16 protein-coding genes and 1 pseudogene are annotated in these 17,569 nt (G+C 30.5%); 2 read left to right on the plus strand and 15 right to left on the minus strand.

Annotated elements, in window-relative coordinates:
* Positions 1–191 (minus strand): annotated as a pseudogene (locus B5D15_RS12240) (IS21 family transposase); the annotation flags it as partial.
* Between the two features lie 60 nt (positions 192–251).
* Between B5D15_RS12240 and B5D15_RS12245 the strand changes: the two are divergent.
* Positions 252–1,199, plus strand: a complete 948-nt coding sequence (locus tag B5D15_RS12245) for an ISL3 family transposase (protein WP_278305900.1) — start codon at positions 252–254, stop codon at positions 1,197–1,199.
* A 187-nt stretch (positions 1,200–1,386) separates the two neighbouring features.
* Here the strand turns inward: B5D15_RS12245 and B5D15_RS12250 are convergent, their stop codons facing one another.
* The 13 genes from B5D15_RS12250 to B5D15_RS12310 all read right to left on the minus strand — a co-directional run bounded on the left by B5D15_RS12250 (position 1,387) and on the right by B5D15_RS12310 (position 14,340).
* Positions 1,387–2,616, minus strand: a complete 1,230-nt coding sequence (locus tag B5D15_RS12250) for a phosphopentomutase (protein ID WP_078697404.1) — start codon at positions 2,614–2,616, stop codon at positions 1,387–1,389.
* A gap of 7 nt (positions 2,617–2,623) precedes the next feature.
* Positions 2,624–3,787 carry a YhfX family PLP-dependent enzyme gene (locus tag B5D15_RS12255; RefSeq protein ID WP_078697405.1) on the minus strand — a complete coding sequence of 388 codons (1,164 nt, stop codon included), beginning with the start codon at positions 3,785–3,787 and terminating at the stop codon, positions 2,624–2,626.
* Between the two features lie 17 nt (positions 3,788–3,804).
* Positions 3,805–4,899 carry an aminotransferase class V-fold PLP-dependent enzyme gene (locus tag B5D15_RS12260; RefSeq protein WP_078697406.1) on the minus strand — a complete coding sequence of 365 codons (1,095 nt, stop codon included), beginning with the start codon at positions 4,897–4,899 and terminating at the stop codon, positions 3,805–3,807.
* 22 nt (positions 4,900–4,921) lie between these two features.
* Positions 4,922–5,794 carry a phosphotriesterase family protein gene (locus B5D15_RS12265; protein ID WP_078697407.1) on the minus strand — a complete coding sequence of 291 codons (873 nt, stop codon included), beginning with the start codon at positions 5,792–5,794 and terminating at the stop codon, positions 4,922–4,924.
* A 1-nt stretch (position 5,795) separates the two neighbouring features.
* The gene (locus B5D15_RS12270; protein ID WP_078697408.1) at positions 5,796–6,926 is read right to left on the minus strand and encodes an amidase; all 1,131 of its coding nucleotides are present in this window, start codon (positions 6,924–6,926) and stop codon (positions 5,796–5,798) included.
* Between the two features lie 67 nt (positions 6,927–6,993).
* Positions 6,994–8,289, minus strand: a complete 1,296-nt coding sequence (locus B5D15_RS12275) for a YhfT family protein (RefSeq protein WP_078697409.1) — start codon at positions 8,287–8,289, stop codon at positions 6,994–6,996.
* Positions 8,290–8,307: 18 nt separating this feature from the next.
* Positions 8,308–8,670, minus strand: a complete 363-nt coding sequence (locus B5D15_RS12280) for a DUF2620 domain-containing protein (protein WP_078697410.1) — start codon at positions 8,668–8,670, stop codon at positions 8,308–8,310.
* A gap of 22 nt (positions 8,671–8,692) precedes the next feature.
* Positions 8,693–9,025, minus strand: a complete 333-nt coding sequence (locus B5D15_RS12285) for a PRD domain-containing protein (protein ID WP_179122300.1) — start codon at positions 9,023–9,025, stop codon at positions 8,693–8,695.
* Between the two features lie 90 nt (positions 9,026–9,115).
* Complete coding sequence (yhfZ, locus tag B5D15_RS12290) at positions 9,116–10,042, minus strand: GntR family transcriptional regulator YhfZ (protein WP_078697412.1); 927 nt, start codon at positions 10,040–10,042, stop codon at positions 9,116–9,118.
* A 407-nt stretch (positions 10,043–10,449) separates the two neighbouring features.
* Positions 10,450–10,998 (minus strand): DUF5317 domain-containing protein, encoded by a 549-nt coding sequence (locus B5D15_RS12295; protein ID WP_078697413.1) that lies wholly within the window; start codon positions 10,996–10,998, stop codon positions 10,450–10,452.
* Positions 10,999–11,007: 9 nt separating this feature from the next.
* On the minus strand, positions 11,008–12,261 hold the full coding sequence (locus tag B5D15_RS12300; RefSeq protein ID WP_078697414.1) for an HD-GYP domain-containing protein: 1,254 nt from the start codon (positions 12,259–12,261) through the stop codon (positions 11,008–11,010).
* Between the two features lie 217 nt (positions 12,262–12,478).
* The gene (locus tag B5D15_RS12305) at positions 12,479–13,096 is read right to left on the minus strand and encodes a hypothetical protein (RefSeq protein WP_078697415.1); all 618 of its coding nucleotides are present in this window, start codon (positions 13,094–13,096) and stop codon (positions 12,479–12,481) included.
* 92 nt (positions 13,097–13,188) lie between these two features.
* Entirely contained in the window at positions 13,189–14,340 is a 1,152-nt protein-coding gene (locus B5D15_RS12310) for a DUF362 domain-containing protein (RefSeq protein ID WP_078697416.1), read from the minus strand.
* 310 nt (positions 14,341–14,650) lie between these two features.
* Here B5D15_RS12310 and B5D15_RS12315 point away from each other — a divergent pair, with 310 nt between their 5' ends.
* Complete coding sequence (locus tag B5D15_RS12315; protein WP_078697417.1) at positions 14,651–16,573, plus strand: carboxypeptidase regulatory-like domain-containing protein; 1,923 nt, start codon at positions 14,651–14,653, stop codon at positions 16,571–16,573.
* A 20-nt stretch (positions 16,574–16,593) separates the two neighbouring features.
* On the opposite strand, the gene B5D15_RS12320 is transcribed toward B5D15_RS12315, so the two are convergent.
* Positions 16,594–17,472 carry an MSCRAMM family protein gene (locus B5D15_RS12320; protein WP_078697418.1) on the minus strand — a complete coding sequence of 293 codons (879 nt, stop codon included), beginning with the start codon at positions 17,470–17,472 and terminating at the stop codon, positions 16,594–16,596.
* Positions 17,473–17,569: the final 97 nt, after the last annotated feature.

Consider the following 17,569-nt stretch of genomic DNA (forward strand, 5'->3'; position numbering starts at 1 on the left):
GGTTCAATCTTCTTAGGCCGTCCTCTTTTATCTCCTTCTTGTTTACCTAAACTTTGATTAAAATCAGCTTTTTCAAGATATTTTATTACTGTTCTGTAATTATGCCCAGTAACTTTAACAATTTCATTTACTTTTTTCCCTTTACTATAGTACAGCTTTTTGATATTCTTAACTTGAGTCATTGTTAACATTCCTTTCTACCCCCTTTAGCCTCATCAACTAAAGGGTAGTTTATTTTGAGGATGTTGGCAATGACTTTTTTCCATTTTTTTATTTGTATTTTATTTCTGCAACTCTTTGTATTTATATTTTACACTAAACATCTTCTATCTATATATGTAATTAAAGAGCTTACTGATACTTATAGTATGTCAAGTGTTGCTAAAAGAGTTAATTTATCTATTGATACTATAAAACGCATTTTCAATAATGTTTCTTATCCTTCTGCTACTTCTTTACCTGAAATTATTGCTATCGATGAATTTAAAGGTAATTCTGGTGGTGCAAAATATCACTGTTGTATAGTTGATCCTGTTAATAGAAAAGTCATTGATGTTATTAAAGATAGACAGTTTCATGTCCTATCGGACTACTTTAAAAAAGTTAAAAATCGTGATAACATTGAATTTTTTATTTGTGATATGTGGCAACTTTACATTGATTTAGCTAAAACTTACTTTAAAAATGTCATTATTGTTATCGATAAATTCCATTACATTAGACATGCTATGTGGGCTGTAGAAGCAGTTAGGAAACGTATACAAAAACAGCTATCTATTAAATTAAGAAAGTACTTTAAACGAAGTAAAAAACTTATTCTTAAAAGATTTGATCTACTTGATGAGAATTCAAAATTGGCTTTGCAAGTTATGTTTTCTTACAATAGCGATTTAGCTATTGCTCATACATTAAAAGAAAAACTATTAAAAATAATTGAAATTGCCTCTTCTTCTAAAGAAGCCCGCACTTTATTAAAGGAATGGATAAGACTAACACAAAATAGTGGTCTTAAAGAATTTGAAAGATGTGCTAATACTTATATTAGGTATTTTAATGAAATAGTGAATTCTTTTGATATACCATATACAAATGCTTGTACTGAAGGCTTTAATAACAAAATTAAAATTATTAAAAGAAATGCCTTCGGCTTTAAAAGCTTTGATAGATTTAGAAATAGAATTCTTCATTGCTGTAATTAAAATTTTACTTTCCCATATTTTAGCAACCCAACCTATCTTTCTAAAATTACTCTCAAGCAAGAAAGGACAGGCATTCTAATCGAATACCCGCCCCAACTATTGGCAAAGAGCCTATATTAAAAAAACTCCTTTTAATTTTATCATAAAAATTTAAAAAAAGGAGATTTTTTAATTTATACAAAAATTATCAAGAATATCTACTTTTTTTATTTGAATATATTGAATTCAAAAAGGAAACCCCATTTTCGGTAGCTGATACATTAAAATAATCTGCAATTGTAGCCCCAACATCTGATAGAGTATTTCTTGTGCCAATATTTACAGGATTTAAATTTTTTCCATACACAAGTATTGGTACATATTCTCTTGTATGATGGGAATGTCCTATAGTAGGATCATTGCCATGATCAGCCATAACAATCAATCTATCATTATCATTCATAATATCCATGATATATCCTATATATTCATCTGCTATTAAGAGTTTATCTGCATACTTTTGAATATTTCCTTCATGCCCTGCTAAATCTGTCTCTTGAATATTAGTACAAATAAAACCTGATTTTATATTTTTAAATTTATCTAATGTAATTTCCAAAACCTCTTTTGTATCAACACAATGTATGCTTTCTCCATATTCATTGGAAACTATATCTGCTACTTTACCAATAAGACATACATAAATGCCTCTTTTACCTAAAATAGTGGGTAATTGTACGTTCGGATTTATACCATATCCAAAATGATGAACTCTATATCCTTTTTTATAAACCCCTGATTTAGGAGCATTTATTCCTATATACTTATTTTCTTTCTCCTCAGCTGCATTCAATATTTCATCTATTGAAATATTTTCTCCACCAAATGCAATTACTCTTGAAACTTTTACATTATTTCTAACTATTTTAGCTAATCTTATTAAATCATCATAAGAAAACATATCAAAAGTAGTTGTAATATTATATACTTGTCCTAAATCTGCCTCAATATTATCTGCAATAGTTACACAACCATTTACTAGAAGAAATTTTATTTTATCTCCTTTATATTCTACACTATAGCCTTGTTTTTTTAATACATTAAAAATCTTATCTATAGATTTTGAAAAAGGCTCTTCAACTGGAGGTTTAGGTTTTGAACCCATTATTTCTTGGTGACCCAAAAATGTATCTGCCCCTTTATGTAAAAGAGCAGCTCTCCCATAAATAGCACTACTATTTTTTTTCATTATACCAATATTTAAGTCTAAAGCATTAATCAATCCGAGTTTTTCTAAATTTTTAAGCCTTAAATTAGGCATATTTTTTAATATATTTCCACATGTATTTGAACCGAAATCTTGTGGTCTTACAATTTTGGTATCTTCCATATAACCTATTCCAAAACCATCTAAAATTATAACAATAAATCTTCCCATTATATAATCATCCCCTTATGTATCTTCCAAGGCTGTCATAAATGCCTATTATTTTAGGATTATTGCTTTGTATCCCCTGAACAACAGCAACATTACTTCTTGTTATAAATATTTGTGTCCTATATGAAAAAATAACTGTATCACCAATAGGTGCATTTCCTAAAAGAGCAAAATAATAATCAATATTTTCCATACTCATAGTTTCAACCTTTAATTTATTCATTTTTTCAACACTTTTACCCACTAGAGCATTTTTTATATTAGATCTCCTATAATAACCTCCCCCATAGCAAAAACACTGATTTTTTAAATTATGAGATATTTCACTTACATATACTATAGCTGGAATTTCTACTTCATCTTTTACTGCGTGTAAAGGTGTAGTTCCTGTTAAAGCATGTCCAGGTTCACCATGTGTACCTCCGTTTTCCCATATTTTTTTTATACTAGCTACACATGTAGCAGAAGGCATATTCATCTGTTGTATTTTTATATTTAAGTTTTTTTCAAGTAAGTCCTTTGCTTTTATAAGTGTATCTACATTTTTGGTCTTTTTTATATTATTTGTTTCCTTTGAATATAAAAAACAAGGAAAAGATGTCAGCCCATATATGTTAATATTAGGTAATTCATTTATTTTTATCGCTGATTCTATTAGATTATCCAGTAAAAAGCCTCCATACTGTGATGGATATAAAATATCATCTTTATCAATTACTCTAAGCATAATATTTTGTTTAATTCCAAATTTATTAGCAACATTTGAAATTTCTCTTGCTTTTTCAATACTATATACTGTTATTACCTCTGGTTTTTTTGATATTATATATTCGATTTTATTTGAAGGTATTTGTACCAAATGACCAACATGCGAAAGTTTAACCCCACTTTCATACAATATTTCAGCTTCTTTAAAATCTACAGCTACTGCTCCTTCATATCCAAGATACATAAGTTCCTTTGATATATATGGATTTCTTCCAATTTGTTTTGTCATAAAATATAACTTTATATTATATTTATCTGCCTCTTTCTTGATATTTTCAGCATTTTTCATAATTACATCAAGATCTAATAAATATGTATCTGGATCTATTAATCCTTTTTGATGTAGATAAAAAGCAGTTTCGATTAATTTTGGATTTCTACGTAAAACCATATCTAAAAACATATTAACACCTCTTAAAATTAATAGCCTATTGCTTTAATTGCATCTTTTAATATTCTAATTATTGTATCTACTCCACATCTCATAGGATTAATTCTAATCATTCTATCTTCTAAATGAGGATCTGATTCTCTAAATGTACCTGAAATTCTATAAATCATCGGAACAAACTCATATTTTGATTCTGCACCTATTGGGTTTGGGGCTGCACCTAATTTATTAGTTTCTTTTAAAATATCCTTTGCAATATTTTCATCAAATTCAACAATTACTACTCTTGATTGTGCATTTGCAATAAAAGCCCGTTTTACTTTTTTCACTTCTCCAGCATTAAGCCTTTGCATTAATTCTTCACAAACCTGTGCTTGAATAGCTAACTGAACTGGTGCATATATAAGACCTCTTAAAGCTTCAAGAGCCTCAAATCCTTGTACCTGAGACCCTCCTGAATAATTAAAATCTATTATTTTATCAATATATTCTTTCTTACCTAAAACACATCCTATACCTTCTGGGCCTAAAAGTTTAAACATTGAAAATGTAGATAAATCTGCACCGTTTTGTACTCCAATTTTTCTGACTTTCATAACAGCATAATTATCATCTGTTATAATTGGTATATCCTTAATACTTTTAATTTTTTGTATAACATCTTTTATATTGTATTTATCATCAATTTTCTGTCTTGTATATTGAATTAATGCTGCATCTATTTTATTTACTTCAATTACCTTTTGTATATTTTCCATATTATTAAAATCAGCTTTAATTACATTTGTTCCCATAGATTGAATTGTAATTTTTGTTGTAGGGTATAACGGTGCATCATGTACTAAAAGATTATCATTAGATTTTAATATACTCATAATACTATATCTTAAAGCTCCAGTACCTGCTCCTCTTACAAGTACTGCCTTTTCTACACCAAAAAAATCTGCTAAAGTTTCTTCTACTTTAAAAGTTGTTTTTGGTTTATTAAGACCATTAATAACTCCTAAATCTCCTAAAGATAATACTTCACTTCCTTGAAAATGTCTTGTTACAGTATCAACTAATTCAAATTGAATTTTTTTTGCTTCATCTAAGCTCATAGCTTCTAACGGATATGTATTCATAGTATCACTCCATTTCAATTCTTCAACTAAAGAATATTCTTTCTGCATTGTTAACAAGCATATTTTCTATATCTTCTTGTTTTATACCTACTTGCTGTAGTTTAGGAATAAAATTTTCTAATAAATATGAATATCCTATTCCTCCTTTAAATTTAAGATGAGATTTTCTAGTTATATCCATTGATAATAGTATTTTATTTGATAGATTTTGCTTACATAAGTTTTGAATCAATTCAATTCTTTTTTCATCCTTTTGATAATTAATTTTCCCAACAGTGTCAAAAGCTATATTTACACCACTCTCTATAAGTCTTAAAATATAATCCAAGTCACCACTTAAATCCACATGGCTAATTACTATTTTCCCCATATTGGCTCCATATTCTTTAAAAATTTTAACCTGCTCAAGACCTAATTTACCCAAAGTTGTATGAGTTACTATTGGAGCTCCTGTATCAATATGTGCTCTAGCAGATGCCTTAAATACTTTTTCTTCCATTGGGAATATACCATCCTTACTTGTACCTATCTCTCCTATTACCTTAGCTTTTATTTTAGTATCTTCTATACCAAACAAAATTTCTTTTATCATAATTAAAGAAAGCTCCCTTTCATTAAGTTCGTAGACTTCTAATGGTAAAAAAGGTTCTTTATAATAACCTGTTGAACAATATATTTCAATATTAGTTTTATATGCAACATCTTCAACGTATCTTACATTCCTACCCATTCCTTTATTTGTAACATCAATTATTTTATTTACTCCCAATTTTTTTAATTCATTTAATTCTCTTATAGTTTCTTCTTTAACATCAAGTCTACAATCTAAATCATTTTTGCCTTTTGAAAGATCAATAGTAATATGTTCATGAGGATAAATAATTCCATTTATCATTTCATTCACCTCTATCCTTTGAAAAAATAAACTCATTTTTTCTTCTCATATTTGAATACATAAAATAATCGTAATAAAGGTTTGGCAATCTATATAAATCTAATATTTTCCTTGCTAGAGTAAATAATTTAAACCCATTTTCTATTCCACTTTTAGTAAGCATAACTATACCTGATGCTATATCTTGATTAGGAATAGTAGTTGCAGTAGCATTTACCATATTAGCTATTTTTAACATATATTTGCCACTCAAACATTGAATATTAAATGCATCGTCTCCCATAACTCCAAAAACAGAATCTCCAAAACCTCTATAATCAACGGGACCTTCATAAGTTATTAAAACATCATATTTATCTAACAATTTATCTATTCTTTCAATAGATTCATTTCTTTTTTTAAAATTAGGAAATTTATCACTCTTAACATCTATTCCTATATTTTTTAAATATCTTGCAGTTTTTTGTAATTTATCTACCATATCAATTCCTTGAGGCAATATAATATTTTGTTTTTCCGGAACAGCAACCTTTAAAAATTCTACACTTCCATTTATAATATATTGTTCATCTGTTAAACAAAGCATATCCATAATACAATTGATTGCCAAATCAAAAGAATGACTTATAACTCCTATTCCAGGTATAAAAAATATATCATCTGTAGATTTTTTTATATTGTCATTTTCAGCTTTAAGTCCCATGCCTTTTGCTAAAACTGAAAAAAGATTAAGACTTAATGCGGGTCCTAAGACTGACCCACCCCCATCAGTACCAATGCCTACATCATTTATTCCATATAATACATTAATAGCTGTAGAACTTGAAGATCCTGTCATTAACTTTCCAGTAATAGGATTAATTAATTCAATATCTATTGCTCTTCCTCCATCACTCATTTTATCTATGGTATGCCAAACATACTTATTTTCCTTTAATAGATTGCTTATATATTTCCTTGGTATAGCATTAGTATTTTTAACTCCAAAACTTATAAAATTTTTATTCTCTTTTACAATTTCATAAGCATCAAGTATTGCATCTTCATTTATATGCTCTACAGTAATATTTAATAATTTATATGCTTTTAATGAAGCTTTAGATAAATTTAATAACCTTTTGTCAAACTTCATAATATAACACCCTTTTTAAATCAAGTGTGTCATTACAAAAATTATAATGACACACTTTGTAAGTTTGTTATTTAACAGCTGTTGGAAGATATAATCCTATTAAGTATAACATGTTTATAAGTATACCTACAAAAATTGCTCCAACAGGTCCTACTGCCATATCTACTATTGGCTTTTTAGATAATTTATTTAAAACATATAACCCTACAACTATAAAGAATCCTACTCCAGGAGCCATAGCATTTGCAGCCATCATCCCACCTATTAAAAGAGCAATCTCTAATATTTTTGACATAGCTGTTCTTATATTATCACCACATTTTTTCATTCCTGGGAATTTATCTAGGAATTTAGCTATTACATCAAGAAGCATAACTTCAAGAGTTATAATAATTGCACCTACAATAAAAGCTATAAATGGATTTTTAATCAAAAGTCCAGCAACAAAGACAAAAGTCATTCCTGCAGGCCCATAAACCCCTGTAGCTATTGCTGTAGTAGCAACTAATGGAATAAACCCTATTCCTCTTGCTAATGCTGTTAATGCTGCTTCAACATTTTTACCTTTAGAAAGTAAATTTAAAGAAATTGGATCACCTGCTATTAAAGACATGCTTGTACCAGCTGCAATTAATCCTCCCATAATTGCAAGATAAGGAATATTAAGTTTAATTTTCTTTACTCTATCACTAAACAATGATACCAAATTTACTGTTTGATGTTCATTAATATCAGCTTTTTCTCTAACAGCATAAATTATCATAATAATCATTCCTGTTAAAAGAGCCATTCCTTCAGGATTTAAACTCACCTTAGCTGTGCCTATTTTAAATATTCCATAATATTGAACTATCTGTCTTACAATAAAAGATGCAGCTAATGTAAAGATACCATTTTTAACTCCATATTGATATGCAACTACCAATGCTGGAAATGTTGCAAAAGAAGCCACAATAGGAGTACCTACTTGTCCTAATTGAGGTAAAAAGTCAACAGGTAACATTTTAAATGCATCAACTATAAATTTTAAACCAATAACAAGTCCTAATCCATAAAGAGCTCCTATTATTCCAGAAATTATCATACCAATTTTACCTTCTGGTGACCATATTCCTATAATATCTGTTCCAAGTAAAATACTATGTATAAGAATAATACTTGCAGCTATTGATACAGGTATTCCAAAACCAATTACAAGACCAAAACTTAATGCGAAACTTGTTGCTACTAAAGCTTTCTTGTCCATTCTTCCTTCCAAATATTCTGGCATTATAGGTCTTAAGCCGTCATTAAATACTGCCACACCTTTATTTGCAAGAATTGCAGCAAGAGCACCTATTAAGGCTACAATAATATACTTCATATAAAATCCCCCTTATATTTATTTATTTAATATTTTTTTCATAATAACAGGTATAACCTGTTCAGCATGCTGAGGTGTAAATCCAAAAGCCTTTTTACCATTTTCAATTTCCTTTTTTATTTCTTCATCGCTTTTTATATTCCCTGGCATAGAAACTGTAGCACATAGCGGTAATCCTAGTAAAGCAATTGCCATGGCTAATGCTCCTCCACCACCAGTATTACATGCACCAAAATAATAATCTGCATTATCAGTTTTTATTGCCATAGCAGCTTCAATATCTGATTTAATTTCAACTTTAACATTATCACCTCCAATCTCTCTTATTAAATTTGCAATTCTCTCTTTATCAATCTGTCCCCCTACAACAATTCTTATCAAAAATAACCCTCCCTTAATTAATTTATTTTTCAAGTAATGCACATAAATGCATTACGATATAAACTTTTTCATTAAAAGGTATTAAAACATTTATTAGATTTTCTATATTATTAACTATATCTTCAGATATTTTATAAAACTTATTATCCTTAACCTGTGAAAATATTTCTTTATCCAATTGGTTTATAATTTCTCCTTTTTTTATTCTTTGAAGGGCAATAGATAGATGAGTAACTAACATAGCTCCATTTTCTTCTGTAAGTTCAATATTATATTCTTCTTTCATCATAAAAATTATTTTATTAACATTTGTAAAAACTTCTTCATCAATTTGTCCTGCCTCTTTTAGAATCATCAACCTGTCCTCTAATTGCATTAAAATTCTCCTTTCTACCTCTAATATACATTTTTTTGTACATTGACATAAAAATAAAATAAGTTTTATTTAATAATTTGGTGTAATTTCTCCTCTGACAACTCTTTTTTGATAATCTAACACCTCTTCTTTACTTAAAACTCTTTTTAAAAAACTTTCAAGTTCTTTCTTATTATTATTCATAATAAGCACAGCTTCTGTATCCATTTTATTAAGATTATTATTAAATAAAGGGTAATATTTTATATTTATTTTTCTTTCAAATATTTCATCAATATTCCACACTGCAGCATCAATTTCCCCACTTATTATTTTTGCTATAATTTGATTATAAGGCAATTCAATAAGTTGTACATTTTTCCCTTCACATTGTCTTAATGTTAAAATGCTATGATCAATTGATGTTGTATCAATGCCTACCTTCATACCATCTTCTATATCCTTTTTAAAGGGATTATAAAAAATAAGTGCATGTTCATTAACGTATGTAAATTCACCAAATTCTATAACTATATTAATATCCAAACCTTCTTCTATTGATTTTTGAGCTGCAAGCTTAGAAACAATTGCAAAATCATATCTATTTTTTTTAAGGGCTTCTATCCTACTTTTTGCTCCTCTCATATACGCAAGACTAAAGGGTATACCACTTTTAAGCATTGTTTTATAAAGACCTGTTGCAAGCCCTTCATATAATTTTGAATAAGGCAGTGGCATAACTCCCACAATAGAATTAATATCTGTAAAATGCATTAATTTCTTATAATCTATATCCACAATAAAAGTTCCAAGATGTCCCCTTGCCTCAAGATATATAGCTTTATTGTCTTCTAAATATTTTATTGCATTCTGTACTGTTCCTCGTGCAGTTTTAAATTTTTCAGAATAATTTGCTATAGTATCTATTCTATCTCCTATTTCCATCCCTATAAATTCTTGTGCCAATTTCATAACAATTATTCCGCTTTTTTGCATTAATATTAATTTTTTATTCATAATTTCACCCTTTGTTGTTAGTAGTATACTTAAAGTCTTTATGTATCTTTAACAATAAACCTTTATTCTATTTGATTATGCATAAATAACCTGCATCTCTATATATTCTTTAAATATATAGAGAGAGAAATATTAATTAATTTTATATCAAATATAGTTTTTATATATATTGAATCAGAATCATTATACATTATTTTGTACATTTACATTAAAAAACAATCTAAGATTAGAATATTATAACTTTTATCTAATGTCAATATTCAAATTTTAATGACAATTTTTAAATATTCCAATTTTTGTTATAAATATTTTATATCTCAACTCTTTTATATATAATATCTTAATCATGTATCTTTTTATATTTTTTTAACTAAATATTTTATATACATAAATATTATAAAAACAGCTCAATTTATCATCTTGCTCCTCATACCTTGAACTAAAAATATTAATAGTCCAATTGCAGCTACTATATCACCAATGCTTATAACATAATGTCTAAGATAAGTCTTTGGTATTATATCCCCTAAAAGCCAAAGCCTTGTTGCTTCGTTTTGTACGACATAAAGCCCTTCCGCCGATGCCTTAACAGAACCGATTGAAGGTGCAAGCCCTGCTGTTACGGCTGCTTTTGCACTGACTGGCATAGCCCCTCCGTTTGAAAATATTGCAAGGGCATTCAATAAAAATCCAAGTCCCATAATTAAAATATATTTATTTTCCCTGTTAAAATATATAAATAAAAATATGAGTGCGTATTCAATAATATATATCGATGTTGTTAAGTATCCCCTCGATAACATCCCTTTTCTTACAAGAGAAAACAAAATAAACTCGACAGCAAATGCCCCAACAGCTAAATATGGATATTTTAATTTAACATTTTCCAGATTTTTAAGTTTACCTTTTAAAATATATCCTATTATAATTCCGATTATTAAAGCTTCAAGAAACATAATTTTACCTCACGATTTTTTGCTTTTTATCTTTAAGAAAGTATTAACTATATCAGGATGAAACTGCGTTCCGCTGTTTTTTATAAGTTCATCTTTTATATCTTCCCAAGGCAGAGCCTTTCTGTATACTCTATCCGTTGACATGGCATCAACTGCATCTGCAAGCTGGAGTATAAAAACGTCCTTCCCAAGCTCCTGCGCCTTTTTACCCCAAGGATATCCTTTCCCATCATATCTTTCGTGGTGATACCTTACAAGATGGGGTATATCACCAAGGTCCTTAATATCCTTTATAATGTTGTATCCAACCTCTGGATGAGACTTTATCAAATTATATTCCTCAGCAGTTAGTTTTCCGGGTTTGTTTAAAATGCTGTCATCTATTCCTATTTTCCCAACATCATGAAGATAGGATGCAATTATCAGCTGCTCTACTCTGCTCTCACTATAGCCAAGCTCCCTTGCTATATCTTCTACTATCTTTGCAACATTTCTTGAATGCCCTTCGGTATACTCATCCCTTGCTTCTATAGCATGCATGAGTGCTATAACCGTTTCTATGTATTTTGTTTTTGTTTCAATATATAAAGAATAGGTGTATCTTGCAAGTAGAACAGGTATCATTAATATTAATATACCTATTATGTTGTATTTTCTATAAAGGTAAGCAAGCAGGTATCCAAAAGGCGCCATTGCTATAATGTTTAAAAGTCCAAATTTGAAGGTGTTTAAAAATTCATGGAGGATGTTGTTGTTAGATAAAGAAAACATAAGTATGGCCATTATTAAACTATTAACGGCTAAAAATACAATAACAAATGAAGAAATTTGCAAAAATTGAACTATAAATATATTACTGCTGAACGAATGAATTATAAAACTATTATAGGCCATAGATGAAAAATATATAGATATTGCCATGTTAGAAACATTAAATAAGGTTATATATATAGGGGTATTAAATACATGTATATATCTATCGTTTTTTCTATATATTCTAAATGCCATACCCAGAGAAATTATTATCATCGTCCAAAATGTTCCAAAAAGAATTATAGATGCAACAGTAATCGCAAAACCAGAACTAATCCTAATCTTTTTAAAACCAACAGAAAGGGATTCAGTTATTATTGATAGAATAAGAAAAAAAACAATACTAATTAATTGCTCATCAATTTTAAAATATTTATAGGAATTATATAAACAAAATGCTGCAATTATATATAAAACAGAAAGAAATACTATTAATTTTTTATTTTTCATATTTTACCTCCATAATATAAAAAGGCCGATTAACTTATATTATATTCCCCATGAAAAGTGTGATCCACCTGCTAAAACAAGTGTTAAAAGAGCTATTAATAATGGTAAATACTTTTTCACAGCAATTCCCCCTTTATACGTGTTCACAGGGCTTCGCTATTGCCTGTGTCAAAATCTCCGCTAAAGGAAGGTAAAAATTTAATCGGCCTTTTTTTAGCTATAAAGTTATTCTTTGTATGCGCCTGTTTATTGCATCGAGTGTAGCCTTTGCTATTGTTTCGTTTATATCCTTTTTGATTATTGCAGATCCTACGAGGGTTTCTTCATTTCCCCCAAGCATTACATTAACTAAAACGGTTGCTATGTTTACATTGTTGCTTGAATTTATTATTACATCCTGCACATCGAATATAAAAGCTTGTCCTAAAATTTGCTCTACTGTTTTAACTGTTGCTGTTGCTACGATTTTTTTCCTGTTAGCTGCTGTATTTATTCCTACTTCATTTGTTGAATATTCCTTTTCATCATAGGATAGATTTACGCTGCATTCAATCACATTATCCTTTGATACAACCGATACACCGCTTAACCTTATCCTCTTTAAAACCAAATAATCTTCACTTTGTATTGCAGCAATGCTAATCTTATTTTTATCTATTCTGTAATCAAATTGTGCATATAATGTAGATTCAATATCCCTTACAATCTGCTTTGGAGAGCGTGTATTATTTGCAAGAATATGAATTTCCGTTATTTCTCCGCCCTCTGAAACAACCTTAGAGTTTATAATTCCTTCAATTTTATTTAATGTTTCCTGAATTATGTTTAAATCCATAATAATCCCTCTTTCACCGGCTTTGCTTATATAATAACATATTTTTACATAACCTACAATTTATTTTATAAAATTATTCCGAAAAATCAATATTATTTATCTCTGCCTTGTATCATTTTTCTTATAAAGGGAACTTTTATGCTAATAGCGCTCTCTGGGCAAAGCTCCTGACAGCAGTAGCACCTTATGCACTTTTTATAGTTGTGGATTGGGGCTTTCTTTCTATCATTTTTATCCCAATTTACTGCTTTTGGCTCAACAGGACATATATTAATACATACTCCACATTTTACACATTTATTTATATCTATATAGGGCTTTGGAACAATATAGTTTCTCAAATGTCCTCCTATAAAATTTAGAGGTTTAAAAGGCGTAACAGGAGTCCTATTTACGCTAAAGCTATTGTCAATAAACTGCTCTAAAGCATCACCCACAAGTTCAATTTCACTTTCAATATGGGTTCCAAGCCCCATCTCTTTTCCAAACTTAATAGTGGGCACATATTCAGGATTAACATTTACCATTCTGCAAACAACGCTGTCAAGGGCAACAGGATCAGAAGATATCAAAATAACATTCATCTTTTTAGGAGTTCCTCCCCTTGGACCGTTTCCTTCCATAGCATATATTCCATCCATTATATAAAGCCTTGGTTTTAAGAATTTATTTAAATCAATAAGCATCTTTGCAAAGTCGTTTACATCGGGAAGCTTTACATGAAACTCCCCTTTAAGCTTTCCAGGAATACATCCAAACTGATTTTTAACAGCTCCAGTTAATTTTGTAAGACCGTGGGTTTTAAGCTTTGGAAGGCTTATAATGCCATCGCACTCTAAAACTCCCTTTGCAATAGTAAACCTCTTATTCTGTATTCCTTCTTTAAAGGTTACTTCCTCACCTCTATTAAAATCTGCAAATTTTATATCAAGTTCTTTAGCAATTTCTTCAATTCCGCACCTTCTTGCAGCAAACTCAGGAGTTTGCATCGCCGGAGAATCTCCATAGGATAAAACAGCTCCACTTTCTTTTAAAAGCTGTGCAACGGCTTTAAAAATCACCGGGTGAGTAGTTACGCATTTCTCAGGTGCCTCCCCAGTAAGCATATTAGGCTTTAAAAGTATTTTCTCCCCATCCTTAACAAAACCCTCTAAACCGCCAATCAGCTCTATCCCTCTTTTTATACTCTCTTTTACCTTGCCATAATCATAACTGTCACATCTTATAAGTGCAACCTTTGACATACCAACACCTCAACTTAATTAAATCTATTTATATTATAACTATTTTAACACATTTTATTTCCACATTGTAACAGGGACGGTTACTTACTTAATTAATTTATTAAACAATTAACCACAAATAATTTAACATAACATTTTAAAATAAAAGATTAAGTATCTCTTCATAAAATCTAAGGGGTAACCTTATGCTATCAATTAAAAAGTATTAATAGTATACAAAATAAGTAACTGTCCCCCCAAGAATATAAGTATTTTGTCACATATTATCGAAACATCATATATTATACTAAGAAAACTGTGAGGTGATAGTATGTATAGAACCTTTGCCATATATGTTGCAAATATGAACTCTAATACAGTAAGTGTAATAGACAGCGGATCAGATAAAGTTCTCTCAACAATCTTAGTTGGCTCTGCACCATACAGCATTGCTAAAACATCCGATGGGAAATATGTTTTTTCCATGAACTCTATGGATGGAACTGTAAGCATGATTGAAACAACAACAAGCAGCGTTGCAGCTGTAATAAACGTAGGGAGCTTCCCTATTGCGGGAGTTGTTAGCCTTGATAATAGATATTTATATGTTGCATGCAGAGACAGCGAGATGATATCAGTAATAGATATAAATTTAAGAACCGTTATAGCAAACATTGTATTAAACTTTAAACCAGTAAAAATCGAACTCTCTCCAGATGGTAGAAAAATATTTGTATTATGTATTAACTCTCTTTCAATACCTGTAATAGATACGGAAACCAATACCATTATTAAAAGAATAGCTCTTCCTGGGACATCCTATTACACCCCAACGGATTTTAAAATATCTCCCGATGGTAAGACTGCCTTTTTTGTAAGCTTTCAAAGACCTGCAATAGTTGGAATAGATGCTGAAAACCTGACAGTTATTGAGCCTATAATATCCTTCTCCTCAGGGGTTTTAAACCCGACATCTGTTTGTATTTCACCAGACAGCAATTATGTTTTTGTAACCGGCGTGAGCAAAAGTACCGGAGTTGTAATGCGCATAAAAGAAACCCTTCCAACAAAAATAATAACAACAAAAATCGTATATGCTGTTCCTTATAAATCAGTTATAACTTCCGACTGCAGCAAACTTATAGTGCTTAACAATATATCAGGAAGCATAACTATATTTGATACAAATAATCTCGATAAATATACAAGCCAATATCTCGGGGGAGCACTTACGGATATAGTATTAACCCCGAGCTGTAAATATGCCTATATAACCAACCAGCCCCTTAAGGCTATTATTAAGATGGATATAATTAATAAGGTGCCTCTTCTTGCACTTCCCATAGGAGATTTTCCAATAGCATCGCAGGGAACCTATATAGACCTTCCAACTCCTCCTTCTATGAAGCTTTTCAGGCCCCTTGTTAAAGATACAGAATCCTTTGACTTAATAAAGGACGGAACAGCAACAGTTGACATTAACCCTTCACTTATAATGGATACTGAAGGAAATATATTCGGACTTGTAACAGACCCAGATAATAACCCTATTTCCAATGCAGAAGTCAAAGTTATAGATAAAGATAATCATACAGTAAACTTTGACTATACAGACTCGAGAGGTAAATTTATGTTCAGGCTCGTACCTTCAGACCACTACTCTCTTGTTGTGGTCTCTCCAGACCATCTGTTATCAAAAATAATATCCTTCTCATTAGCATCAGGAGAACAAAAGGAAATGGATGTAAAGCTTACAGAGGCTGAAATCTCTTCCCTCGGAGTGCTGCTTGGGGAAATGATTGATGAGAATATGCTTGGTATTACAAACGGAGTTGCAAATCTTTATAAAAAAGTAGATGGAGGCGACGTCTTTTTTGCTCACGGATACTCTGAAGTAAAAGGACTTTACAGAATACCCTATATACCTTTAGGATTATATACTTTAAAAATACAAGTACCCGGATATGTTCCCTATGAAAGCCTTGTAATATTTGATAGAGAATATCTTGTTGCAATTACAACTTCAAGGCTTACCTTAGATACTTCAAACCCGAAGGGTAAAATATCTGGAAGAGTACTGTATAACAATCTTCCAGTTGCTAATTCTTTGCTTGAGCTTTATAAAAAGGACGGAGAATCCTATATAACTGTTGCAGTAACCTCAACCGATGAAAGCGGATATTATGAATTTAAAAACCTTCCCGCTGGAACCTACTTTATTGAATGTAAAAAACTTATAGAGAGCCAAATATAAAGAGTGCCTTTTGGCACTCTTTATATTGTAATGCTCTTTGTTGATTTGATTTTGTAATCTCCCTGCGGAACCTTTGTGAAAAGATAAACTCCTTCATCGTTAGTTCTTGTAACTGCAATAGGTGTAAGACTTCCGTCTGCTTCAACCCTGTAGAGAACAACATCTGCATCAGCAATTGGAACATTGTTGTTATCAGTAATAACACCGCTGATTGTACCCTTTGAAGCCTGAGGATCAACATTAAGGGTTGCTATAACCTTTGCAATTGTAGAATCAGCACTAATTACTACAGATATTGCAACGGGTATATAGCCAAGACCGCTGATTCTTACAATATAATTTCCTTTTTGCAAATCTCTAAAGGTGAACTGACCGAATTCATTAGTATAGGTTACAGCAATTAAAGTTTCATGGCCAAGTTCATCCACCTGATAAAGGTTAACAATAGCCCCCTTTACAGCATGGGGAGGAGTCTGGTTATCCATTACTTCACCAGCTATTATAGACAAAAGAGCATCTGGATCCCTTGTTAAAATGAAATTCTTTTCAACCTGTTGCTTTGGAAGAAGTGCAAAGGGAAGCTGCTCAGCAAGCAGATACCCGTCTGCCTGGGCATATATATGATACTCCGGTCCTGGAGGGAATGGAGATATTATATAGCTTCCATCTGGCCCTGTAACAGTGTGGGCAAGGGGGTTGTGATCCTTATCCATAATCTTTATAGTTGCTCCAGGAACTGGGTTGCCCTGGGTATCCTTAACAGTTCCAAATATTGTTCCTGCCTCAAGATTGGAATTTGGTTTTAAGCTCAAGTCAAGCCTTATCTCCTGACCAAGCTCTGATAGTGACTTTTTAACAGATTGGCCAAGTTCATACTGGTCCTGTATAACTCCAGCCATAGTATTACCTCCTCTTCAATTTTCTAATATATATTATGAAATTCTACATTATTTGTGAAATTAAACCCTATTATTCTTATATGTTACATAAAAATCA

It is taken from the genome of Caloramator quimbayensis, from assembly GCF_900167605.1.
GTDB classification, from domain to species: Bacteria; Bacillota; Clostridia; order Clostridiales; family Caloramatoraceae; genus Caloramator_B; species Caloramator_B quimbayensis.

What these genes read in the sequence shown, in the direction of transcription:
- B5D15_RS12295 (WP_078697413.1), bottom strand. Translation starts at nt 10,998, where the DNA reads ATGTTTCTTGAAGCTTTAATAATCGGAATTATAATAGGATATATTTTA.
- B5D15_RS12270 (WP_078697408.1), bottom strand. Translation starts at nt 6,926, where the DNA reads ATGAAGTTTGACAAAAGGTTATTAAATTTATCTAAAGCTTCATTAAAA.
- B5D15_RS12305 (WP_078697415.1), bottom strand. Translation starts at nt 13,096, where the DNA reads ATGGATTTAAACATAATTCAGGAAACATTAAATAAAATTGAAGGAATT.
- B5D15_RS12265 (WP_078697407.1), bottom strand. Translation starts at nt 5,794, where the DNA reads ATGATAAATGGAATTATTTATCCTCATGAACATATTACTATTGATCTT.
- yhfZ (WP_078697412.1), bottom strand. Translation starts at nt 10,042, where the DNA reads ATGAATAAAAAATTAATATTAATGCAAAAAAGCGGAATAATTGTTATG.
- B5D15_RS12255 (WP_078697405.1), bottom strand. Translation starts at nt 3,787, where the DNA reads ATGTTTTTAGATATGGTTTTACGTAGAAATCCAAAATTAATCGAAACT.
- B5D15_RS12300 (WP_078697414.1), bottom strand. Translation starts at nt 12,261, where the DNA reads ATGAAAAATAAAAAATTAATAGTATTTCTTTCTGTTTTATATATAATT.
- B5D15_RS12260 (WP_078697406.1), bottom strand. Translation starts at nt 4,899, where the DNA reads ATGAATACATATCCGTTAGAAGCTATGAGCTTAGATGAAGCAAAAAAA.
- B5D15_RS12320 (WP_078697418.1), bottom strand. Translation starts at nt 17,472, where the DNA reads ATGGCTGGAGTTATACAGGACCAGTATGAACTTGGCCAATCTGTTAAA.
- B5D15_RS12310 (WP_078697416.1), bottom strand. Translation starts at nt 14,340, where the DNA reads ATGTCAAAGGTTGCACTTATAAGATGTGACAGTTATGATTATGGCAAG.
- B5D15_RS12250 (WP_078697404.1), bottom strand. Translation starts at nt 2,616, where the DNA reads ATGGGAAGATTTATTGTTATAATTTTAGATGGTTTTGGAATAGGTTAT.
- B5D15_RS12275 (WP_078697409.1), bottom strand. Translation starts at nt 8,289, where the DNA reads ATGAAGTATATTATTGTAGCCTTAATAGGTGCTCTTGCTGCAATTCTT.
- B5D15_RS12245 (WP_278305900.1), top strand. Translation starts at nt 252, where the DNA reads ATGACTTTTTTCCATTTTTTTATTTGTATTTTATTTCTGCAACTCTTT.
- B5D15_RS12285 (WP_179122300.1), bottom strand. Translation starts at nt 9,025, where the DNA reads ATGATTCTAAAAGAGGCAGGACAAATTGATGAAGAAGTTTTTACAAAT.
- B5D15_RS12315 (WP_078697417.1), top strand. Translation starts at nt 14,651, where the DNA reads ATGTATAGAACCTTTGCCATATATGTTGCAAATATGAACTCTAATACA.